The organism is Pseudomonas sp. YeP6b (genome assembly GCF_025642995.1).
GTDB lineage: Bacteria > Pseudomonadota > Gammaproteobacteria > Pseudomonadales > Pseudomonadaceae > Aquipseudomonas.
Map to the genome: position 1 here is coordinate 6189132 of NZ_CP080090.1, position 20574 is coordinate 6209705.

The 20574-nt window shown below is 56.9% G+C and carries 17 protein-coding genes, 2 tRNA genes and 2 rRNA genes; 9 read left to right on the plus strand and 12 right to left on the minus strand.

The window, feature by feature from the left end; translation table 11 throughout:
* Positions 1 to 28: 28 nt before the first annotated feature.
* From KZH41_RS28045 to tyrS, 5 genes are all read right to left on the minus strand, one after another.
* A 23S ribosomal RNA gene (locus tag KZH41_RS28045) occupies positions 29 to 2920 on the minus strand.
* Positions 2921 to 3171: 251 nt separating this feature from the next.
* A tRNA-Ala gene (locus KZH41_RS28050) sits at positions 3172 to 3247 on the minus strand.
* 30 nt (positions 3248 to 3277) lie between these two features.
* Positions 3278 to 3354 (minus strand) — tRNA-Ile (locus tag KZH41_RS28055).
* 82 nt (positions 3355 to 3436) lie between these two features.
* Positions 3437 to 4973: ribosomal RNA gene (locus tag KZH41_RS28060) — 16S ribosomal RNA — on the minus strand.
* Together the 16S and 23S rRNA genes with 2 tRNA genes alongside form the textbook arrangement of a ribosomal RNA operon.
* A gap of 553 nt (positions 4974 to 5526) precedes the next feature.
* A complete protein-coding gene (gene tyrS, locus KZH41_RS28065) occupies positions 5527 to 6726 on the minus strand; it encodes a tyrosine--tRNA ligase (RefSeq protein WP_094951431.1) in 1200 nt (399 codons plus the stop codon).
* Positions 6727 to 6936: 210 nt separating this feature from the next.
* On the opposite strand from tyrS, the gene KZH41_RS28070 reads away from it, so the two are divergent.
* Positions 6937 to 8340: a peptidoglycan DD-metalloendopeptidase family protein gene (locus KZH41_RS28070; protein ID WP_094951430.1), complete on the plus strand. Its 1404-nt coding sequence runs from the start codon at positions 6937 to 6939 to the stop codon at positions 8338 to 8340.
* 3 nt (positions 8341 to 8343) lie between these two features.
* Entirely contained in the window at positions 8344 to 9435 is a 1092-nt protein-coding gene (locus KZH41_RS28075; protein WP_094951429.1) for an anhydro-N-acetylmuramic acid kinase, read from the plus strand.
* 77 nt (positions 9436 to 9512) lie between these two features.
* On the opposite strand, the gene erpA is transcribed toward KZH41_RS28075, so the two are convergent.
* Positions 9513 to 9863, minus strand: coding sequence for an iron-sulfur cluster insertion protein ErpA (gene erpA, locus KZH41_RS28080; protein WP_003176443.1), 351 nt, complete (start codon positions 9861 to 9863; stop codon positions 9513 to 9515).
* Positions 9864 to 10027: 164 nt separating this feature from the next.
* Positions 10028 to 11062, minus strand: a complete 1035-nt coding sequence (argC, locus tag KZH41_RS28085) for an N-acetyl-gamma-glutamyl-phosphate reductase (protein ID WP_064454365.1) — start codon at positions 11060 to 11062, stop codon at positions 10028 to 10030.
* 136 nt (positions 11063 to 11198) lie between these two features.
* Here argC and hemJ point away from each other — a divergent pair, with 136 nt between their 5' ends.
* From hemJ to coq7, 6 genes are all read left to right on the plus strand, one after another.
* Complete coding sequence (gene hemJ, locus KZH41_RS28090; protein ID WP_094951428.1) at positions 11199 to 11627, plus strand: protoporphyrinogen oxidase HemJ; 429 nt, start codon at positions 11199 to 11201, stop codon at positions 11625 to 11627.
* Between the two features lie 24 nt (positions 11628 to 11651).
* Positions 11652 to 12614 carry an NAD(P)H-dependent flavin oxidoreductase gene (locus KZH41_RS28095; protein WP_094951427.1) on the plus strand — a complete coding sequence of 321 codons (963 nt, stop codon included), beginning with the start codon at positions 11652 to 11654 and terminating at the stop codon, positions 12612 to 12614.
* A gap of 68 nt (positions 12615 to 12682) precedes the next feature.
* Positions 12683 to 13648, plus strand: coding sequence for a DUF805 domain-containing protein (locus KZH41_RS28100; protein WP_094951426.1), 966 nt, complete (start codon positions 12683 to 12685; stop codon positions 13646 to 13648).
* 63 nt (positions 13649 to 13711) lie between these two features.
* Positions 13712 to 14500, plus strand: coding sequence for an SDR family NAD(P)-dependent oxidoreductase (locus tag KZH41_RS28105; RefSeq protein WP_094951425.1), 789 nt, complete (start codon positions 13712 to 13714; stop codon positions 14498 to 14500).
* 45 nt (positions 14501 to 14545) lie between these two features.
* The gene (locus KZH41_RS28110) at positions 14546 to 14884 is read left to right on the plus strand and encodes a histidine triad nucleotide-binding protein (RefSeq protein ID WP_003210943.1); all 339 of its coding nucleotides are present in this window, start codon (positions 14546 to 14548) and stop codon (positions 14882 to 14884) included.
* Positions 14885 to 15001: 117 nt separating this feature from the next.
* Complete coding sequence (coq7, locus tag KZH41_RS28115; protein WP_017739622.1) at positions 15002 to 15649, plus strand: 2-polyprenyl-3-methyl-6-methoxy-1,4-benzoquinone monooxygenase; 648 nt, start codon at positions 15002 to 15004, stop codon at positions 15647 to 15649.
* A 67-nt stretch (positions 15650 to 15716) separates the two neighbouring features.
* On the opposite strand, the gene KZH41_RS28120 is transcribed toward coq7, so the two are convergent.
* On the minus strand, positions 15717 to 16139 hold the full coding sequence (locus KZH41_RS28120) for an OsmC family protein (protein ID WP_003194686.1): 423 nt from the start codon (positions 16137 to 16139) through the stop codon (positions 15717 to 15719).
* Positions 16140 to 16386: 247 nt separating this feature from the next.
* Here KZH41_RS28120 and crp point away from each other — a divergent pair, with 247 nt between their 5' ends.
* The gene (gene crp / locus KZH41_RS28125) at positions 16387 to 17031 is read left to right on the plus strand and encodes a cAMP-activated global transcriptional regulator CRP (protein ID WP_094951424.1); all 645 of its coding nucleotides are present in this window, start codon (positions 16387 to 16389) and stop codon (positions 17029 to 17031) included.
* Here crp and KZH41_RS28130 read toward each other — a convergent pair.
* The 4 genes from KZH41_RS28130 to KZH41_RS28145 form a co-directional block, all read right to left on the minus strand.
* The gene (locus tag KZH41_RS28130; protein WP_263274072.1) at positions 17028 to 17723 is read right to left on the minus strand and encodes a biotin/lipoate A/B protein ligase family protein; all 696 of its coding nucleotides are present in this window, start codon (positions 17721 to 17723) and stop codon (positions 17028 to 17030) included. The two genes, crp and KZH41_RS28130, sit on opposite strands and share 4 nt — an antisense overlap.
* A 169-nt stretch (positions 17724 to 17892) precedes the next feature.
* Positions 17893 to 18729 (minus strand): indole-3-glycerol phosphate synthase TrpC, encoded by an 837-nt coding sequence (gene trpC, locus KZH41_RS28135; RefSeq protein WP_094951422.1) that lies wholly within the window; start codon positions 18727 to 18729, stop codon positions 17893 to 17895.
* Positions 18726 to 19775 carry an anthranilate phosphoribosyltransferase gene (gene trpD / locus KZH41_RS28140; protein ID WP_242152991.1) on the minus strand — a complete coding sequence of 350 codons (1050 nt, stop codon included), beginning with the start codon at positions 19773 to 19775 and terminating at the stop codon, positions 18726 to 18728. The genes trpC and trpD overlap by 4 nt, the downstream gene beginning before the upstream one ends.
* Positions 19776 to 19784: 9 nt before the next feature.
* Positions 19785 to 20378, minus strand: coding sequence for an aminodeoxychorismate/anthranilate synthase component II (locus KZH41_RS28145; protein WP_094951420.1), 594 nt, complete (start codon positions 20376 to 20378; stop codon positions 19785 to 19787).
* Positions 20379 to 20574 lie beyond the last annotated feature (196 nt).

Below are 20574 nucleotides of genomic sequence, written 5' to 3' on the forward strand. Positions count from 1 at the left end.
CGAAGTAGTCAAATTGCTTGGGTGTTATATGGTCAAGCCTCACGGGCAATTAGTATTGGTTAGCTCAACGCCTCACAGCGCTTACACACCCAACCTATCAACGTCGTAGTCTTCGACGGCCCTTCAGGGGACTCAAGGTCCCAGTGAGATCTCATCTTGAGGCTAGTTTCCCGCTTAGATGCTTTCAGCGGTTATCTATTCCGAACATAGCTACCCGGCAATGCCACTGGCGTGACAACCGGAACACCAGAGGTTCGTCCACTCCGGTCCTCTCGTACTAGGAGCAGCCCCTCTCAAATCTCAAACGTCCACGGCAGATAGGGACCGAACTGTCTCACGACGTTCTAAACCCAGCTCGCGTACCACTTTAAATGGCGAACAGCCATACCCTTGGGACCGGCTTCAGCCCCAGGATGTGATGAGCCGACATCGAGGTGCCAAACACCGCCGTCGATATGAACTCTTGGGCGGTATCAGCCTGTTATCCCCGGAGTACCTTTTATCCGTTGAGCGATGGCCCTTCCATACAGAACCACCGGATCACTAAGACCTACTTTCGTACCTGCTCGACGTGTCTGTCTCGCAGTCAAGCGCGCTTTTGCCTTTATACTCTACGACCGATTTCCGACCGGTCTGAGCGCACCTTCGTACTCCTCCGTTACTCTTTAGGAGGAGACCGCCCCAGTCAAACTACCCACCATACACTGTCCTCGATCCGGATAACGGACCTGAGTTAGAACCTCAAAGTTGCCAGGGTGGTATTTCAAGGTTGGCTCCACGCGAACTGGCGTCCACGCTTCAAAGCCTCCCACCTATCCTACACAAGCAAATTCAAAGTCCAGTGCAAAGCTATAGTAAAGGTTCACGGGGTCTTTCCGTCTAGCCGCGGATACACTGCATCTTCACAGCGATTTCAATTTCACTGAGTCTCGGGTGGAGACAGCGCCGCCATCGTTACGCCATTCGTGCAGGTCGGAACTTACCCGACAAGGAATTTCGCTACCTTAGGACCGTTATAGTTACGGCCGCCGTTTACCGGGGCTTCGATCAAGAGCTTCGCGTTAGCTAACCCCATCAATTAACCTTCCGGCACCGGGCAGGCGTCACACCCTATACGTCCACTTTCGTGTTTGCAGAGTGCTGTGTTTTTAATAAACAGTCGCAGCGGCCTGGTATCTTCGACCGGCATGAGCTTACGGAGCAAGTCCTTCACCCTCACCGGCGCACCTTCTCCCGAAGTTACGGTGCCATTTTGCCTAGTTCCTTCACCCGAGTTCTCTCAAGCGCCTTGGTATTCTCTACCCAACCACCTGTGTCGGTTTGGGGTACGGTTCCTGGTTACCTGAAGCTTAGAAGCTTTTCTTGGAAGCATGGCATCAACCACTTCGTTAACTAAAAGTTAACTCGTCATCAGCTCTCGGCCTTAGAATCCCGGATTTACCTAAGATTCCAGCCTACCACCTTAAACTTGGACAACCAACGCCAAGCTGGCCTAGCCTTCTCCGTCCCTCCATCGCAATAACCAGAAGTACAGGAATATTAACCTGTTTTCCATCGACTACGCTTTTCAGCCTCGCCTTAGGGACCGACTAACCCTGCGTCGATTAACGTTGCGCAGGAAACCTTGGTCTTTCGGCGTGGGTGTTTTTCACACCCATTGTCGTTACTCATGTCAGCATTCGCACTTCTGATACCTCCAGCAAGCTTCTCAACTCACCTTCACAGGCTTACAGAACGCTCCTCTACCGCATCACCTAAGTGATACCCGTAGCTTCGGTGTATGGTTTGAGCCCCGTTACATCTTCCGCGCAGGCCGACTCGACTAGTGAGCTATTACGCTTTCTTTAAAGGGTGGCTGCTTCTAAGCCAACCTCCTAGCTGTCTAAGCCTTCCCACATCGTTTCCCACTTAACCATAACTTTGGGACCTTAGCTGACGGTCTGGGTTGTTTCCCTTTTCACGACGGACGTTAGCACCCGCCGTGTGTCTCCCATGCTCGGCACTTGTAGGTATTCGGAGTTTGCATCGGTTTGGTAAGTCGGGATGACCCCCTAGCCGAAACAGTGCTCTACCCCCTACAGTGATACATGAGGCGCTACCTAAATAGCTTTCGAGGAGAACCAGCTATCTCCGAGCTTGATTAGCCTTTCACTCCGATCCACAGGTCATCCGCTAACTTTTCAACGGTAGTCGGTTCGGTCCTCCAGTTAGTGTTACCCAACCTTCAACCTGCCCATGGATAGATCGCCCGGTTTCGGGTCTATTCCCAGCGACTAGACGCCCTATTAAGACTCGCTTTCGCTACGCCTCCCCTATTCGGTTAAGCTCGCCACTGAAAATAAGTCGCTGACCCATTATACAAAAGGTACGCAGTCACCCAACAAAGTGGGCTCCCACTGCTTGTACGCATACGGTTTCAGGATCTATTTCACTCCCCTCTCCGGGGTTCTTTTCGCCTTTCCCTCACGGTACTAGTTCACTATCGGTCAGTCAGTAGTATTTAGCCTTGGAGGATGGTCCCCCCATATTCAGACAAAGTTTCTCGTGCTCCGTCCTACTCGATTTCATGACTAAGAGATTTTCGCGTACAGGGCTATCACCCACTATGGCCGCACTTTCCAGAGCGTTCCGCTAATCTCAAAGCCACTTAAGGGCTAGTCCCCGTTCGCTCGCCACTACTAAGGGAATCTCGGTTGATTTCTTTTCCTCAGGGTACTTAGATGTTTCAGTTCCCCTGGTTCGCCCCTTACACCTATGTATTCAGTGTAAGGTAACCATCTTATGATGGCTGGGTTCCCCCATTCAGACATCTCCGGATCAAAGTCTGTTTGCCGACTCCCCGAAGCTTTTCGCAGGCTACCACGTCTTTCATCGCCTCTGACTGCCAAGGCATCCACCGTATGCGCTTCTTCACTTGACCATATAACCCCAAGCAATCTGGTTATACTGTGAAGACAACATTCGCCGAAAATTCGATAATACTCAATTACGAGTAACTCACAAATTTTACCTTAGCCTGATCCGTTACCAGTGAAAGTAACGTTCAGTCTATCTTTCTATCACATACCCAAATTTTTAAAGAACGATCTAATCAAAGACTAGAAATCAACATTCACCATCACCTCGATGGAATGCTCATTTCTAAGCTTTCAAAACTTTCAGAAGCAGTAGTGGTGGAGCCAAACGGGATCGAACCGTTGACCTCCTGCGTGCAAGGCAGGCGCTCTCCCAGCTGAGCTATGGCCCCGTATTTCTACAGGCGTTTCCCACACAAAATTGGTGGGTCTGGGCAGATTCGAACTGCCGACCTCACCCTTATCAGGGGTGCGCTCTAACCAACTGAGCTACAGACCCAATTTCGGGCTGCTTCTTATCGTCTTCTTCAATGAATCAAGCAATTCGTGTGGGAACTTATGGAGCAGCTGATGTCGTCGATTAAGGAGGTGATCCAGCCGCAGGTTCCCCTACGGCTACCTTGTTACGACTTCACCCCAGTCATGAATCACACCGTGGTAACCGTCCTCCCGAAGGTTAGACTAGCTACTTCTGGTGCAACCCACTCCCATGGTGTGACGGGCGGTGTGTACAAGGCCCGGGAACGTATTCACCGCGACATTCTGATTCGCGATTACTAGCGATTCCGACTTCACGCAGTCGAGTTGCAGACTGCGATCCGGACTACGATCGGTTTTGTGGGATTAGCTCCACCTCGCGGCTTGGCAACCCTCTGTACCGACCATTGTAGCACGTGTGTAGCCCAGGCCGTAAGGGCCATGATGACTTGACGTCATCCCCACCTTCCTCCGGTTTGTCACCGGCAGTCTCCTTAGAGTGCCCACCATTACGTGCTGGTAACTAAGGACAAGGGTTGCGCTCGTTACGGGACTTAACCCAACATCTCACGACACGAGCTGACGACAGCCATGCAGCACCTGTCTCAATGTTCCCGAAGGCACCAATCTATCTCTAGAAAGTTCATTGGATGTCAAGGCCTGGTAAGGTTCTTCGCGTTGCTTCGAATTAAACCACATGCTCCACCGCTTGTGCGGGCCCCCGTCAATTCATTTGAGTTTTAACCTTGCGGCCGTACTCCCCAGGCGGTCAACTTAATGCGTTAGCTGCGCCACTAAGAGCTCAAGGCTCCCAACGGCTAGTTGACATCGTTTACGGCGTGGACTACCAGGGTATCTAATCCTGTTTGCTCCCCACGCTTTCGCACCTCAGTGTCAGTATTAGTCCAGGTGGTCGCCTTCGCCACTGGTGTTCCTTCCTATATCTACGCATTTCACCGCTACACAGGAAATTCCACCACCCTCTACCATACTCTAGTCAGTCAGTTTTGAATGCAGTTCCCAGGTTGAGCCCGGGGATTTCACATCCAACTTAACAAACCACCTACGCGCGCTTTACGCCCAGTAATTCCGATTAACGCTTGCACCCTCTGTATTACCGCGGCTGCTGGCACAGAGTTAGCCGGTGCTTATTCTGTCGGTAACGTCAAAACAATCACGTATTAGGTAACTGCTCTTCCTCCCAACTTAAAGTGCTTTACAATCCGAAGACCTTCTTCACACACGCGGCATGGCTGGATCAGGCTTTCGCCCATTGTCCAATATTCCCCACTGCTGCCTCCCGTAGGAGTCTGGACCGTGTCTCAGTTCCAGTGTGACTGATCATCCTCTCAGACCAGTTACGGATCGTAGCCTTGGTGAGCCATTACCTCACCAACTAGCTAATCCGACCTAGGCTCATCTGATAGCGCAAGGCCCGAAGGTCCCCTGCTTTCTCCCGTAGGACGTATGCGGTATTAGCGTCCGTTTCCGAACGTTATCCCCCACTACCAGGCAGATTCCTAGGCATTACTCACCCGTCCGCCGCTCTCAAGAGAAGCAAGCTTCTCTCTACCGCTCGACTTGCATGTGTTAGGCCTGCCGCCAGCGTTCAATCTGAGCCATGATCAAACTCTTCAGTTCAAACATCTTTGGGTTTTTAAGAAACCCTAAACTTGGCTCAGCAATCGTTGGTTACATCTTTGATTTCTCGCGGAGTAACTTGTGATGCTGATAATCTTGTTGACTATCAGTCTGACTCCACAAGCACCCACACGAATTGCTTGATTCAGTTGTTAAAGAGCGGTTGGTTAAGATCTTTCGTCTCAACCGAGGCGCGCATTCTACAGCAGCCTCATTTGCTGTCAAGTGATTATTTTCAGAAGTTTTCGAAGATTTCTTCAACAACTTCAACCACTTGCGCTTCCGATCTCTCGTTAGCGGGAGGCGAATTCTACAGCGTTACACGCTGCTGTCAACACCTCTTTTTCTCCGCTTTCGACCGAGAAGATCGAAACGTTAATAGAGCCAAACAACACTGCTCCACTAACTCCTTCTGGACTTCGATTAACTGAAGCGAACCGCTGTCGAATTCTGCATAACTCTTTGTTTACCAAGGAGTTTTCCGTTTCGACTGCGCCGGAAGTGGGGCGAATTATAGACAGATACAAAACGCCGTCAACACTTAATTTCAGGTTTATTCGGATTTGAGCGTAATACGCGCAAATGCCTTCTTCCCGGCCTGGCAAACGTGGGTCGCGCCTAGCTCGTATATAAAGGTGCGATCTACAACCTCACCATCTATACGCACACCGCCGGAGCCCAACAGATCGCGAGCAACTGCCGAGTTCTTCACCAGGCCAGCCTTATTAAGGACAGCGGCAATCGGCATCGCCTCAGCAGCGGTCAACTCGATCTCCGGCAGATCATCCGGCAGCTCGCCATCTTTCATGCGATTACCTGCCGCACGATGAGCACTCGCCGCAGCCTCTTCACCATGGAAGCGCGCAACGATTTCTTCCGCCAGCTTGATCTTCACGTCGCGCGGATTGGCGCCCGCCTCGACTTCAGCACGCAGCGCATTGATCTCGTCCATCGAGCGGAAGCTCAACAGCTCGAAGTAACGCCACATCAGCGCATCAGGAATAGAAACCAGCTTGCCGTACATCACACCCGGCGCTTCCTGGATACCGACATAGTTACCCAAAGACTTGGACATCTTCTTGACGCCATCCAACCCTTCCAGCAACGGCATGGTCAGAATGCACTGAGCCTCTTGCCCGTATGCACGCTGCAGTTCACGCCCCATCAGCAGGTTGAACTTCTGATCAGTGCCACCCAGCTCAACGTCCGCGCGCAACGCCACCGAGTCATACCCTTGAACCAGCGGGTACAAGAACTCGTGAATCGCAATTGGCTGGTTGGTGGAGTAACGCTTGTCGAAGTCGTCACGCTCAAGCATGCGCGCCACGGTGTACTGGGATGTCAGGCGAATGAAGTCCGCCGGGCCCATCTGGTCCATCCAGGTGGAGTTGAACGCCACCTCGGTCTTGGCTGGATCGAGAATCTTGAACACTTGGGTCTTATAGGTCTCGGCATTATCGAGAACCTGTTCACGGGTCAACGGCGGACGCGTCGCGCTCTTGCCGCTCGGATCGCCGATCATCCCAGTGAAGTCACCTATAAGGAAGATGACCTGATGCCCCAGCTCCTGGAACTGACGCAGCTTATTAATAAGCACGGTATGACCCAGGTGCAGGTCCGGCGCCGTAGGATCGAAGCCAGCCTTAATACGCAGGGATTGGCCACGCTTGAGCTTTTCGATCAGCTCGGCCTCGACCAACAGTTCTTCCGCACCACGTTTTATCAGCGCTAGCTGCTCTTCAACCGACTTCATAACAGACCCGCAAGGCTCAGATTCAAAAGAGAACCAACCATACAAGATCAGGGACTAATTACAAGTTTTGCCCTGCGCACGGACACCGTTCAGCAAGCCCAGCGTTCGCGAGCTTGCGCCACAGATGATTTGGTTATATTTTATACAGTTATTTCATCTTCATCATGTCATTCATCTTTTCCATTTCATCTTTAAAGTCAAAAACTACTTATGACCACAGAACCGTCTAAAGCGCCGCCGCTTTACCCGAAGACCCACCTGCTCGCCGCAAGTGGTATCGCCGCCCTTCTCAGCCTGGCACTCCTGGTATTCCCTTCCAGTGACGTAGAAGCCAAACGAACGTCCCTGAGCCTTGACTTGGAAAGTCCAGTTGACCAACTGACACAAGATCAAGACGCTGCCGACGTGCAACAAGCCACAAATGCACCTGTTGAGTCGCCGTTCGCACAGATAGAAAGCACGCCTGGGGACACTCAACAAGCCACCCAAGAGCCGCCCGCGGCCAAGAACCCGCTGCACCGCGAAGTGATCGTGGCCAAAGGCGACACGCTGTCGACCCTGTTCGAGAAGGTCGGCCTGCCAGCTGCCACTGTTAATGAGGTGCTGGCCAGCGATAAACAAGCCAAACAATTCACTCAGCTCAAACACGGCCAGAAACTTGAATTCGAATTGTCGCCCAACGGCCAGTTGAACAACCTGCACAGCAGTGTCAGCGACCTCGAAAGCATCACCCTGACCAAGGGCGCCAAAGGCTTCGCTTTCAACCGCACCACCACCAAACCGGTTATGCGCTCCGCCTACGTACACGGCGTGATCAACAGCTCCCTGTCGCAATCGGCCGCCCGCGCGGGCCTGTCTCACAGCATGACCATGGACATGGCCAGTGTGTTTGGCTACGACATCGACTTCGCCCAGGACATCCGCCAGGGTGACGAATTCGACGTGATCTACGAGCAGAAAGTCGCCAACGGCAAAGTCGTCGGCACTGGCAATATCCTGTCCGCACGCTTCACCAACCGCGGCAAGACCTACACCGCAGTGCGCTACACCAACAAACAAGGCAATAGCAGCTACTACACGGCTGATGGCAACAGCATGCGCAAGGCCTTCATCCGCACGCCAGTGGACTTCGCCCGCATCAGCTCGCGCTTCTCGATGGGGCGCAAGCATCCGATCCTGAACAAGATCCGCGCCCACAAAGGCGTCGACTATGCCGCCCCACGTGGCACGCCAATCAAGGCGGCCGGTGACGGCAAGGTTCTGCTGGCCGGGCGTCGCGGCGGCTACGGCAATACTGTGATCATCCAGCACGGCAACACCTACCGTACGCTGTATGGCCACATGCAAGGGTTCGCCAAGGGCGTGTCGACGGGCGGCAACGTTAAGCAAGGCCAAGTAATCGGTTATATCGGTACCACCGGCCTGTCCACCGGTCCGCACTTGCACTATGAGTTCCAGGTGAATGGCGTCCACGTTGACCCACTGGGCCAGAAGCTGCCGATGGCCGACCCGATCGCCAAAGCCGAGCGGGCCCGCTTCCTGCAGCAAAGCCAGCCGCTGATGGCACGCATGGACCAGGAGCGCTCTACCCTGCTGGCCTCGGCGAAGCGCTAAGGTATGCCGCGCTATATAGGTGTGATGTCCGGGACCAGCCTTGATGGCCTGGATATCGCCCTGATCGAACAAGACCCGGCGATCAAACTGATCGCCACGCACTACATCCCGATGCCCGACAGCCTGCGTGCTGAGTTGCTGAACCTATGCGCCAGCGGCCCGGACGAGATCGCCCGCTCGGCAATCGTCCAGCAGCACTGGGTGACACTTGCCGCCCAGGGCATCCATGCTTTGCTGGAACAACAGAACCTCAAGCCTCAGGACATCCGCGCGATTGGCAGCCACGGCCAAACCATCCGCCATGAACCTGCTCGAGGTTTTACCGTGCAGATTGGCAACCCCGCCCTGCTGACCGAACTGACAGGCATTACCGTCGTCAGCGATTTCCGCAGCCGTGATGTGGCCGCTGGCGGCCAAGGCGCGCCGCTGGTACCCGCCTTTCATGAAGCATTATTTGGCGAACACAGCGGCAACCGTGCCGTATTGAACGTCGGCGGGTTCAGTAACCTCAGCCTGATCGAGACGGGCAAGCCCGTAGCCGGCTTTGACTGCGGGCCGGGCAACGTGCTGCTGGATGCCTGGATTCACCATCAACGTGGTGAGCACTTTGATCGCGACGGCCAATGGGCGGCCAGTGGCAAGGTCGAGGCTCAACTACTCAACGCCCTGCTCAGCGATCCCTTCTTCCTGACTAAAGGCCCAAAAAGCACCGGCCGAGAAGTCTTCAACCTGGGATGGCTGCAACTCCACCTCGGTCGATTGCCAGCACTGCAACCCCAGGATGTGCAAGCAACCCTGCTTGAACTGACGGCACTCACCATCGTCGAGTCCCTGCAAGCCGCACAGACCGACACCGAAACCCTGCTGATCTGTGGCGGCGGCGCACATAACGCCGCACTGATGAGTCGTCTGGCGGCACTGTTGCCTTCCACCCAGGTCAGCAGCACCGCCACTTATGGCGTCGATCCTGACTGGGTCGAAGCCATGGCCTTCGCCTGGCTGGCGCATTGCTGCCTCGAAGGCATCGCCGCCAACCGCCCCAGCGTCACCGGCGCACTCGGGCTGCGGGTACTGGGCGCGATCTACCCGGCCTGACGTCTTCATAATTCGCAGACAGCAAAACGCCGCTTGGCCGATCAAAGCCAAGCGGCGTTCTTGTATCGCGCAGTCGATCAGATCGAGAACGAAGACCCGCAGCCACACGTCGTGGTGGCATTAGGGTTCTTGATCACGAAACGCGAGCCTTCCAGACCTTCCTGGTAATCCACCTCGGCACCTGCCAGGTATTGGAAGCTCATCGGGTCCACGACCAGGCTGACGCCCTCGCGCTCGACGATGGTGTCGTCATCGGCCACATCTTCATCGAAGGTAAAACCGTACTGAAACCCTGAACAACCGCCGCCCGTAACAAATACGCGCAGCTTCAAGCGATCATTACCCTCTTCATCGACCAGGCTCTTCACCTTGTGCGCAGCACCGTGGGTGAATTGCAAAGCCGTGGGGGTGAAGGACTCAACGCTCATGCTGATAATCTCCCGGCGTACCGCCGCCATATGCGTAATGACCGGCATTATCCGCTTCTCCTAGAAAAGCGGTCAACTATTGTTACGGTATATCAATCTGCGCTGCGGCCCTTAAAAACACAAAAGGCCCGATCAACGGGCCTTTTGTAATCAGTCGCCAAGCCTTACGGCAGCATTCCAGCGTGGGACAGGCCCAACTTCTCATCCAGGCCGAAGAGGATGTTCATGTTCTGCACAGCCTGGCCCGAAGCGCCTTTAACCAGATTGTCGATCACCGACAGCACCACCACCAGGTCGCCATCCTGCGGACGATGCACGGCAATCCGGCATACGTTGGCACCGCGCACGCTACGGGTTTCCGGGTGGCTGCCGGCAGGCATTACATCGACGAACGGTTCGTTGGCGTAGCGTTTTTCAAACAAGGCTTGCAGGTCTACCGAGCGATCCACCACGGTGGCGTACAACGTGGAGTGAATGCCACGGATCATCGGCGTCAGGTGCGGCACGAAGGTAAGGCCCACGTCTTTACCGGCGGCGCGACGCAGCCCCTGGCGAATCTCCGGCAAGTGACGATGCCCTTTTACCGCATAGGCCTTCATGCTTTCCGACGTCTCAGAGTACAGCGAACCTACCGCTGCCCCACGACCGGCACCGCTCACACCCGACTTACAGTCGGCGATCAGGCGCGAAGTATCTGCCAAGCCGGCCTCCAGCAATGGCAGGAAACCCAGCTGCGTTGCGGTCGGATAGCAACCCGGCACGGCAATCAGGCGCGCTTGCTTGATCTGCTCGCGATTGACTTCCGGCAGGCCGTACACCGCCTCTTCCAACAACTCAGGCGCGCCATGTGGCTGGCCGTACCACTTGGCCCACTCATCAGCATCCTGCAAGCGGAAGTCGGCAGACAGGTCGATGACCTTGGTGCCCGCCGCCAACAGTTCGCCAGCCAACGCATGCGCAACACCGTGAGGCGTGGCAAAGAACACCACGTCACAGGCACCCAGGGTCTTGATGTCCGGCACGCTGAACGCCAGGCCATCATAGTGGCCTCGCAGGTTCGGGTACATATCGGCCACGGCCAGCCCGGCCTCGGATCGGGAAGTGATGACCACCACCTCTGCTTGCGGATGCTGAGCCAACAGACGCAGCAATTCGACACCGGTGTAACCCGTGCCGCCGACGATACCGACCTTGACCATAAACCTGCCCTCAACGAACCCACTGGAAAGCCGTCGATAATAGGGGCCGTATCGTCCTGCGACAACCGTCAACGTGACGTACGGGCGCATGAGCCACTACTATCTCCAGTTACCGTGAACCTGGGAATAATTAGAAATGCTCTATCTATGGATCAAAGCCTTCCACATCGTCAGCGTCGTCTGCTGGTTTGCCGCGCTGTTCTACCTGCCACGCCTGTTCGTCTACCACGCGCAAAGTGAGGACACCGTCAGCAAAGAACGCTTCTGCATCATGGAGCGCAAGCTCTATCGCGGCATCATGGGCCCGGCGATGATCGCCACCCTGATATTCGGCGGCTGGCTGATCTACCTCAACCCTGCCATCTTTCAATCCGGCGCCTGGCTCCATGCCAAGCTGACCTTGGTCGTACTGCTGATCGGCTACCACCATATGTGCGGCGCGCAGGTAAAACGCTTCGCCCGTGGCGAAAACACCCGCAGCCATGTCTTTTATCGCTGGTTCAATGAAGTGCCGGTTCTGATATTGCTGGCTATCGTAATTTTGGTCGTGGTCAAACCGTTTTAACTTCAATCACTCGGGGTACCTCCAATGTCATTGCCCGCTTTGCTTGAACAACGTCTGCGCCTGCCCGTAGTGGCTGCGCCGATGTTCCTGATTTCCAACCCGCAGCTGGTCCTAGCCTGCTGTCGCAATGGCGTGGTCGGGAGTTTCCCAGCGCTCAACCAGCGCGAAAGCAGTGGTTTCAAAGCCTGGCTGGAAGAAATCGAAGCGGGCCTGGCACAACTGGACAACCCCGCGCCCTATGCCGTTAACCTGATCGTGCACAACAGTAACCCACGCCTGGAAGCCGACCTGGCGATCTGCGTCGAGCACAAGGTGCCGATCGTGATTACCAGCCTGGGCGCGGTGAAGGAACTGGTGGATGCCGTGCACAGTTACGGCGGCCTGGTGTTTCACGATGTCACCACCCGGCGCCATGCCGAAAAAGCCGCGCAAGCAGGTGTTGATGGCCTGATCGCCGTGGCCGCAGGCGCAGGCGGCCATGCCGGCACCTGGAGCCCATTCGCATTAATTGCAGAGATTCGCCAATTCTTCGACAAAACCCTGCTGTTGGCCGGCTGCCTCAACCATGGGCACGAGATCCTCGCCGCCCAATTGCTGGGCGCAGACCTGGCTTATTTCGGCACACGCTTTATCGGCACCACCGAAAGCCATGCCCCGGATGCGTATAAAGAGATGCTGCTCACATCGCGCGCTGCCGACATCGTGCACACTCCGGCAGTCTCTGGCGTGCCCGCCAGCTTTATGCGCCAGAGCCTGGAAAACGCCGGTTTCGACCTCGCCGCCCTGCAGGGCAAAGGTGAAGTCAATTTTGGTTCCAAGCTCAAGCCGTTGAGCGAGGAGGCCAAGGCCTGGAAAACGGTATGGTCCGCCGGCCAAGGCGTCGGTGAAATTGATGACTTGCCCAGCGTCGATGAACTGATTGCGCGCCTGGATGCCGAATATCGCAAAGCGCGCGAGCAGGCCACCCAGTTACAATGGCCGCGTTGATCACCGCCAGGTCTGCTGATTAAGCCGACCTGCACTCCCCTTCCTGATTAAGTGACAAGGATGCCCGCATGAGCGACAACCGTTTCAAGATTGTGTTTGACGGAGCCTTGCTCCCGGGTGTCGAAAGCACAACCGCCAAATTGAACCTCGCCGAGCTATTCAAAAGCGATGTGGAAGCCATCGAGAAACTCTTCACCGGCCGCTCGGTAGCGCTCAAGCGTGACCTGTCGCGTTCCGACGCCGAAACCTACCTCACCGCGCTGCAAAACGCCGGTGTCGATGCCCGTATCGAGCCTGAACAACCTGTGGCCTTCAGCTTGGCCGAAGCGCACGAGACCGATTCCGGCGCCTCGGACTTCTCACGTCCTGCCGCTTCGCCCTATGCACCGCCGCGTGCCGCTGTGGGTGACAACACTGCGGAGTACTCGACGCTCAAAGTCTTCACCATCCACGGGCGTATCGGCCGCCTGCGCTACCTGGCCTGGACGCTGGTACTGACCATCGCGATGCTGGTCATCGGGGGGATCATCTCCACCGCTAGCTTCGCCGTGGCGACCGCCTCGCCAACAGCGGGCGTCATTCTTGGCTCGCTGCTGGGTTTCGCATTGTTTGTAGCGATTGTCTGGGTCAGTGTGCAAATCGGTGTGCAGCGCCTGCACGACCTCGGGTGGTCAGGCTGGCTGTACTTCCTGAACCTGGTGCCGTTCGTAAACAGCATTTTCCCACTGCTGTTGCTGGTACTGCCGGGCAATACCGGCGCCAACCAGTACGGCCCGCCACCGCCGCGCAACTCCACAGCGGTAAAAGTGCTGGCCGCGCTGTGGCTGGCGTTCATTCCGGTGATGCTCGCCATTCTGGTGACGCTGGGCATGAACGGCTACCTGAATCAGCTCGAAGCCAACATAGACAGCAGCTACGAAAGCAGCTCCATCACCTCCGATGACGCCACCGATCAAAGCGTCACCGTTGATGAAGAAGAAGGCGCGCAAAGTGCTGACGACGCGGCCGAACCTGTAGACTCTCCAGAACAGTGAAGAAACGCCCGCCGCCTGTGATGCCTCTGTCACAGGCCCGGCGGCGTTGCGATGGAGAAAGGCATGACCCGTTACGCTCTGATCACCGGTGCCTCCAGCGGCATCGGCCTGGCCTTGGCCGAAGCACTGGCCCGTCGCGGCCGCAGCTTGATTCTGGTAGCCCGCCAGCGTGATCAGTTGGAAAGCATTGCAATCGAACTGACTCAACGCTTCGGCGTCGAGGTGCTGTTTCGAGCCTGCGACTTGGGTGAGCCATTGCGTTTGTCCGGGTTTCTGCTGGAACTTGAAGAGGGTGAGCGCCAGATCGACCTGCTGGTCAACTGCGCCGGCATGGGCACCAGCGGGCCCTTCCTGGCCCAGGACTGGATGACCGAACAAGACCTGATCGAAGTCAACATCCTCGCCCTGACCCGCATGTGCCATGCCCTGGGCAATGCCATGGCGTTGCAGGGCGGCGGGCATATTCTCAATGTTGCCTCGGTTGCAGCCTTCCAGCCCGGCCCCTGGATGAGCAGCTATTACGCCAGCAAGGCGTATGTGCTGCACTTTTCCGAAGGCCTGCGCGAAGAGCTGAAGACCTGCGGCATCCAGGTATCGGTGCTGTGCCCTGGCCCTACGCGCACCGCGTTCTTCGGCACCGCGCAAATGGACACCGCCAAGCTCGACCGCAGCCAACAGTTGATGAGCCCGGAAGAAGTCGCGCTCTACACCGTTCGCGCACTGGAAAAAAACAAAGCCATCATCATTCCCGGCCGACGCAACCGCTGGCTGGCATTCAGCCCGCGTTTTAGCCCACGCTGGCTGACGCGCAAGATTGCCGGCGCGATCAACAAGGCCTATTGCCCACGCTGACTGGCTGGGTACACTCCCCTGCACTTTCACAATGGAGAAACAGCTGTGGATACTCTGTTCACCAAGATCATCAACAGGGAAATACCGGCGAAGATCATCTACGAAGATGACCAGGTCCTCGCCTTCCACGACATTGCCCCAATGGCGCCCGTGCATTTTTTGGTCATTCCAAAAAAGCCGATTCGCACCCTCAATGACCTCACCGAAGAAGACAAAGCCCTGGCCGGCCACATTCTGTTCACCGCTCAGCGGCTGGCGGTGGAGCAAGGCTGCGAGAAAGGCTTTCGCGTGGTCATGAACTGCAATGAGGATGGCGGCCAGACCGTTTACCACATCCACATGCACGTACTGGGTCAGCGCCAGATGAACTGGCCACCGGGCTGATCAGCCTTGCTGCATAGGTCGTGGCCCCAGGCTGCGACCTCATGCCCTTGACTCAGCGCAAACGCTTCGCCCTCTCTTGCGGTAAACTGGCCGCCGAGATTCTTCCCGGAGGTCAGCATGACTACCCAACGTCACTACTCGCCGATTGACCGCCTGTTGCTGCAAGCCGACATGGCCATGCGCACGCTGTTGCCGTTCAGCGGCCAACCGTACCGCCCATCGCCCGCCATCGTGCAGCCTGACGCGCAGATGAGCGAAACCGACACCCGCCACGTCGCCGGCCTGATGCGTATCAACCATACCGGCGAAGTCTGTGCCCAGGCGCTGTACCAGGGCCAGGCGCTGACTGCCAAGCTGCCGCAAGTACGTGCAGCGATGGAACATGCCGCCGAGGAAGAAATTGACCACTTGGCCTGGTGCGAGCAGCGCATTCGCCAGCTGGGTAGCCATCCCAGTGTGCTGAACCCACTGTTTTACGGTTTGTCGTTCGGTATCGGTGCGGCTGCCGGCTTGATAAGCGACAAGGTCAGCCTCGGGTTTGTCGCCGCGACCGAACATCAGGTGTGCAAACACCTGGATGAGCACCTTGAGCAACTGCCGGCCGAAGACGAAAAGTCCCGCGCCATCCTTGAGCAGATGCGCATTGATGAAGAACACCACGCCGAAAGCGCACTGGATGCGGGCGGTTTCCGCTTCCCGGCGCCGGTCAGGTTTGGCATGAGCCTTTTGGCCAAGGTCATGACCAAAAGCACCTATCGAATTTAGGTGCATCGAATCTGATCCACAAAAAAGGGCGCCATCGAGGCGCCCTTCTTTTTTTGCCGACTGGCGATCAACCCAACTCGATGATCTCGTAATCATGAGTAATGACCACACCAGCTGCGCCGAGCATGATCGACGCCGAGCAATACTTCTCAGCTGACAGCTCAATGGCACGCTTGACCTGAGCTTCTTTCAGCGCCCTGCCCTTCACCACAAAATGCATATGGATCTTGGTAAACACCTTGGGATCTTCAGTGGCGCGCTCGGCTTCCAGAAAAGCTTCGCAGCTTTCCACAGCCTGTCGGGATTTCTTCAGGATGCTGACCACGTCGAAATTGCTGCAACCGCCAACACCCAGCAGGAGCATTTCCATCGGGCGTACGCCTAGGTTACGGCCACCGGCTTCCGGCGGGCCGTCCATGACCACTACATGGCCACTGCCCGATTCACCGAGGAACATGGCTTCGCCCGCCCATTGGATGCGTGCCTTCATCGCCCAGACTCCACTGCTAAAAAAGGGTCGCCAGCTTAGCACAGGGCCTCGAAGCAGCAGCTTTCTTCCTGAAAACGATCAATGACAACGTTTGCCGGGTAAATTCCTTAATCGAGGCAGAATGTGTCTGGTAAGCTGGCGCCAATTCAATGGCGCATTGCCATCCTTTGTACAGCGTGTATCAATGCCCACCCCGCTGGATAAAAATAAATCCAACCACACCGTGCAGTCTTTTCGGGATACAACCATGGTTGCTCTTACTCCCACACCCAAGATCAAGAACCTCGACAAGCTGCTGATGCACTGCCAACGCCGACGTTATCCGGCTAAGCACAACATCATCTGCGCGGGTGAACGCTCCGAAACACTGTTCTTCATCATCAAGGGCTCGGTCACCATCCTGATCGAGGACGAAGACGGCCGCGAGATGATCATCGCCTACCTCAATACCGGGGATTTCTTCGGCGAACTAGGGCTATTCGAACAAGCCGGTAAAGAGCAGGAACGCAGCGCCTGGGTGCGCGCCAAGATTGAGTGCGAAGTTGCCGAAATCAGTTACGCGAAATTTCGCGAATTGGCCCAACATGATCCCGACATTCTCTACGCGCTGAGCGGTCAGATTGCCCAACGTCTGCGCGACACCACGCGCAAAGTCGGCGACCTGGCGTTCTTTGACGTCACCGGCCGCGTGGCGCGTTGCCTGCTGGAACTGTGCAAACAACCCGACGCCATGACCCACCCAGATGGCATGCAGATCAAAGTCACACGCCAGGAAATCGGGCGTATTGTCGGCTGCTCACGGGAAATGGTCGGGCGCGTGCTCAAAGACTTGGAAGAACGCAACCTGGTGCACGTCAAAGGCAAGACAATGGTGGTGTTCGGGACGCGTTAACCCGGCACAAAACCGGCCAGCATCTGCCGGTACAAGGTATCCAGCCGGCTGATCGCATCCGGCGCGGGGAATGCTTCGTGCAGTGCGATATGGCTGTCGGCACGCACTCGCTGGTCGAGGCCACACGCTTCATTGAAGCGATTGACTGCCGTAATCAACGCCTCGCGGTCGTTATCCAGCAACAACGCACCGTGCACCAACCCCACCGGGCGGCCACCGCTCTGCCGCCAGCGCTGGGCAGTGCCCACCATTTTTCGGCCATTGAGGTTGACGTTGTAGCGACCGTCGCAGAACGCACCGTCGATTTCACCGACGGACGCATCGCCGCCCAACTCGATCAGCAAGTCACAAATCGGCTGGCACAAACGCTGGTAGCCGGTTTCGATGCGGCCCTGATCGCCTTCGCTGCGCGGCGGCGCGTACACCAAGGCGATATTGACGGTCGCGGCAGATTGCGGCACCGGCTCACCGCCGGTTTCCCGTAGCAATACCGGCCAGCCGGCTTCGTCTGATACTTGGCTGGCGGCGTCGAACGCCGGCAGGCGGCTCAAGCGGCGCGGCATCACCAATGCTTGATCACTGGGCTGCCAGAACAACAGTCCAAATGCCTGCTCACCGGCGCAAACAGCTGCCAGCAGTTCTTGCTCGGCGGCGAGGCCTGCTTCAACGGTCATCGCGACTGGCTTAATCATTGCGCCATCCTCACTGCGCAAACCCATTCCAAATGTGGGAGCCGGCAAGTGTGGGAGCCGGGCTTGCCCGCGATGCAGACACCTGGGTGTATCAGTTACACCCAGGTGATGCTATCGCAGGCAAGCCAGCTCCCACACAAGCCAGCTGCCACATTGACTGTGTTTCAAATTAATCCAGGGTGGAGCCGCTAACCGCCACACCGCGCTCCGGGAAGAACAAACGCTGCAGTTCCGCCCCCGGGTTCTCGGCGCGCATAAAGGTCTCGCCCACCAGGAACGAATACACACCGCTGATTTCCATCAGCTCCACATCAGCGCGGTTGACGATGCCACTCTCGGTAATCACCAGGCGGTCACGTGGAATACGCGGCAGCAGGTCCAGCGTGTTTTCCAGGCTGACTTCAAACGTGTGCAGGTTACGGTTATTGACCCCCACCAACGGTGTGTCGAGGGTTTTCAGTGCACGCTCCAGCTCATCGCCGTCGTGCACTTCCACCAGCACATCCAGGCCGACGCTTTTGGCCACGGCCGCAAGCTCAGCCATCTTCACGTCATCCAGTGCGGAGACGATCAGCAGCACGCAATCGGCGCCCAAGGCACGGGCTTCGACGATTTGATAGGGGTCGACCATGAAGTCCTTGCGGATTACCGGCAACTTGCACGCAGCGCGGGCCTGTTGCAGGAACAGGTCGGAACCCTGGAAGAAGTCGATGTCGGTCAGTACCGACAGACAGGTTGCGCCGCCCCTCTCATAGCTGACGGCAATGTCAGCCGGCACAAAGTGCTCACGGATCACACCTTTGCTCGGCGAGGCCTTCTTGACCTCGGCGATCACGGCCGGCTGCTTGAGCTTGGCCTGGGCAATCAGGGCATTGGCAAAACCACGCGGTGCATCGGCACTTTTCGCCAGGCCTTCCAACTCAGCCAGGCTGACGCGCGCGCGGCGCTCAGCGACTTCTTCAGCCTTGCGGGCCAGGATCTTTTCCAGAACGGTCGGCACACTCATCCTTCATTCTCCATCTTGAATACTGCGGTGAATGCCCCGAGTTCTTCGAGCTTCTCGCGAGCCAGGCCGGTGTGCAGCGCATCATGAGCCAACGCGACACCTTCTTTAAGACTATAGGCATGGTCTGCCGCATAGAGTGCCGCACCGGCATTCAGTACGATCATTTCGGCAGCTTTCTGGCCGTTTTCTGTTTTGCGACGCCCCAAGGCATCACGAATCAGCTCCAGCGAGGCCGCCGGGCTTTCCACCGACAGGCCATGCAAACTCTGGCTTCTCATGCCGAGGTCTTCGGGCTCAACCCAATATTCGGTGACTTGGTCGTTCTTCAGCTCCGCCACAAAGGTCGGGGCCGCCAGGCTGAATTCGTCCAGGCCGTCTTTGGAGTGCACCACCAGCACATGCTTGCTGCCCAGGCGTTGCAACACTTCGGCCAGCGGGCGGCACAGCGCCTGGCTGAACACGCCGACCACCTGATGTTTCACACCGGCCGGATTCGTAAGCGGGCCGAGCATGTTGAACAGGGTGCGCAAGCCAAGGTCCTTGCGCGGGCCGGCGGCGTGTTTCATCGCGCCGTGGTGGGACTGGGCAAACATGAAGCCAATGCCGACGCTGTCGATGCAGCGCGCCACTTGTACCGGCGTCAGGTTCAGGTAGATGCCGGCCGCCTCCAGCAAGTCGGCGCTGCCGCTCTTGCCGGAGACCGCACGGTTACCGTGCTTGGCCACGGTGCAGCCGGCGGCCGCGACCACAAAGGAGGACGCCGTCGACACGTTGAAAATATTCGCACCGTCACCGCCGGTGCCGACCACATCGACCACACCGTCGAGGGTCTTGAGTTCGACCTTGTCAGCCAGCTCACGCATCACCGACACGGCGCCGACGATTTCGTCGATGCTTTCGCTCTTCATGCGCATCGCCATCATGAACGCGCCGATCTGCGCGTCAGTGCATTGGCCGGTCATGATCTCGCGCATCACATCGCTCATTTCAGCGGTGCTCAGGTCCAGGTGGCCGACGATACGGCTCAGGGCAGTCTTGATATCCATGGAAAGTCCTTAGCGCGTGCCGCCGCTCTGCTTGAGAAAGTTAGCGAACAGCTCGTAGCCCTGCTCGGTCAGGATTGACTCGGGGTGAAATTGCACCCCTTCGATATTCAGTGTTTTGTGGCGCAGGCCCATGATCTCATCGACCGAGCCGTCTTCCAGTTGGGTCCAGGCGGTGAGTTCCAGGCACTCCGGCAGGGTCTCACGCTTGACCACCAGCGAGTGGTAGCGGGTTACCGTCACCGGCAGGTTAAGGCCGTGGAATACACCGAGGTCCTTATGGAACACCGGGCTGGTCTTGCCATGCATCACCTGGCGCGCGCGCACCACATCACCGCCAAAGGCTTGGCCGATGGATTGGTGGCCCAGGCACACGCCCAGGATCGGCAACTTGCCGGCGAAATATTTGATCGCTTCCAGGGACACACCGGCTTCAGTCGGCGTGCAAGGGCCAGGCGAAACCACGATGCGCTCCGGGTTCAGGGCGGCGATTTCGGCGACCGTCAGTTCATCGTTGCGCACCACCTTGACCTCGGCACCGAGTTCACCCAGGTACTGCACAACGTTGTAGGTAAAGGAGTCGTAGTTATCAATCATCAGCAACATGTGGGTTCAAACCTCTTGAATTCACTGATTTCAAATGACCGCCTTCCAAGAGAGTGACCCGCTGCCAGACGCACGTTCCGGTTGCCAGGGTTAGCCGACAAGGGGCGTCAAACAACGGGTGAAGAAGGCAAATCGGTACAGGTCCGGCCGGGCCGGCAGAGAAAAATGTCAGGCGCGCCAACGCCAACGGGCGTGT

What these genes read in the sequence shown, in the direction of transcription:
- tyrS (WP_094951431.1), bottom strand. Translation starts at nt 6,726, where the DNA reads ATGAAGTCGGTTGAAGAGCAGCTAGCGCTGATAAAACGTGGTGCGGAA.
- KZH41_RS28070 (WP_094951430.1), top strand. Translation starts at nt 6,937, where the DNA reads ATGACCACAGAACCGTCTAAAGCGCCGCCGCTTTACCCGAAGACCCAC.
- KZH41_RS28075 (WP_094951429.1), top strand. Translation starts at nt 8,344, where the DNA reads ATGCCGCGCTATATAGGTGTGATGTCCGGGACCAGCCTTGATGGCCTG.
- erpA (WP_003176443.1), bottom strand. Translation starts at nt 9,863, where the DNA reads ATGAGCGTTGAGTCCTTCACCCCCACGGCTTTGCAATTCACCCACGGT.
- argC (WP_064454365.1), bottom strand. Translation starts at nt 11,062, where the DNA reads ATGGTCAAGGTCGGTATCGTCGGCGGCACGGGTTACACCGGTGTCGAA.
- hemJ (WP_094951428.1), top strand. Translation starts at nt 11,199, where the DNA reads ATGCTCTATCTATGGATCAAAGCCTTCCACATCGTCAGCGTCGTCTGC.
- KZH41_RS28095 (WP_094951427.1), top strand. Translation starts at nt 11,652, where the DNA reads ATGTCATTGCCCGCTTTGCTTGAACAACGTCTGCGCCTGCCCGTAGTG.
- KZH41_RS28100 (WP_094951426.1), top strand. Translation starts at nt 12,683, where the DNA reads ATGAGCGACAACCGTTTCAAGATTGTGTTTGACGGAGCCTTGCTCCCG.
- KZH41_RS28105 (WP_094951425.1), top strand. Translation starts at nt 13,712, where the DNA reads ATGACCCGTTACGCTCTGATCACCGGTGCCTCCAGCGGCATCGGCCTG.
- coq7 (WP_017739622.1), top strand. Translation starts at nt 15,002, where the DNA reads ATGACTACCCAACGTCACTACTCGCCGATTGACCGCCTGTTGCTGCAA.
- KZH41_RS28120 (WP_003194686.1), bottom strand. Translation starts at nt 16,139, where the DNA reads ATGAAGGCACGCATCCAATGGGCGGGCGAAGCCATGTTCCTCGGTGAA.
- crp (WP_094951424.1), top strand. Translation starts at nt 16,387, where the DNA reads ATGGTTGCTCTTACTCCCACACCCAAGATCAAGAACCTCGACAAGCTG.
- KZH41_RS28130 (WP_263274072.1), bottom strand. Translation starts at nt 17,723, where the DNA reads ATGATTAAGCCAGTCGCGATGACCGTTGAAGCAGGCCTCGCCGCCGAG.
- trpC (WP_094951422.1), bottom strand. Translation starts at nt 18,729, where the DNA reads ATGAGTGTGCCGACCGTTCTGGAAAAGATCCTGGCCCGCAAGGCTGAA.
- trpD (WP_242152991.1), bottom strand. Translation starts at nt 19,775, where the DNA reads ATGGATATCAAGACTGCCCTGAGCCGTATCGTCGGCCACCTGGACCTG.
- KZH41_RS28145 (WP_094951420.1), bottom strand. Translation starts at nt 20,378, where the DNA reads ATGTTGCTGATGATTGATAACTACGACTCCTTTACCTACAACGTTGTG.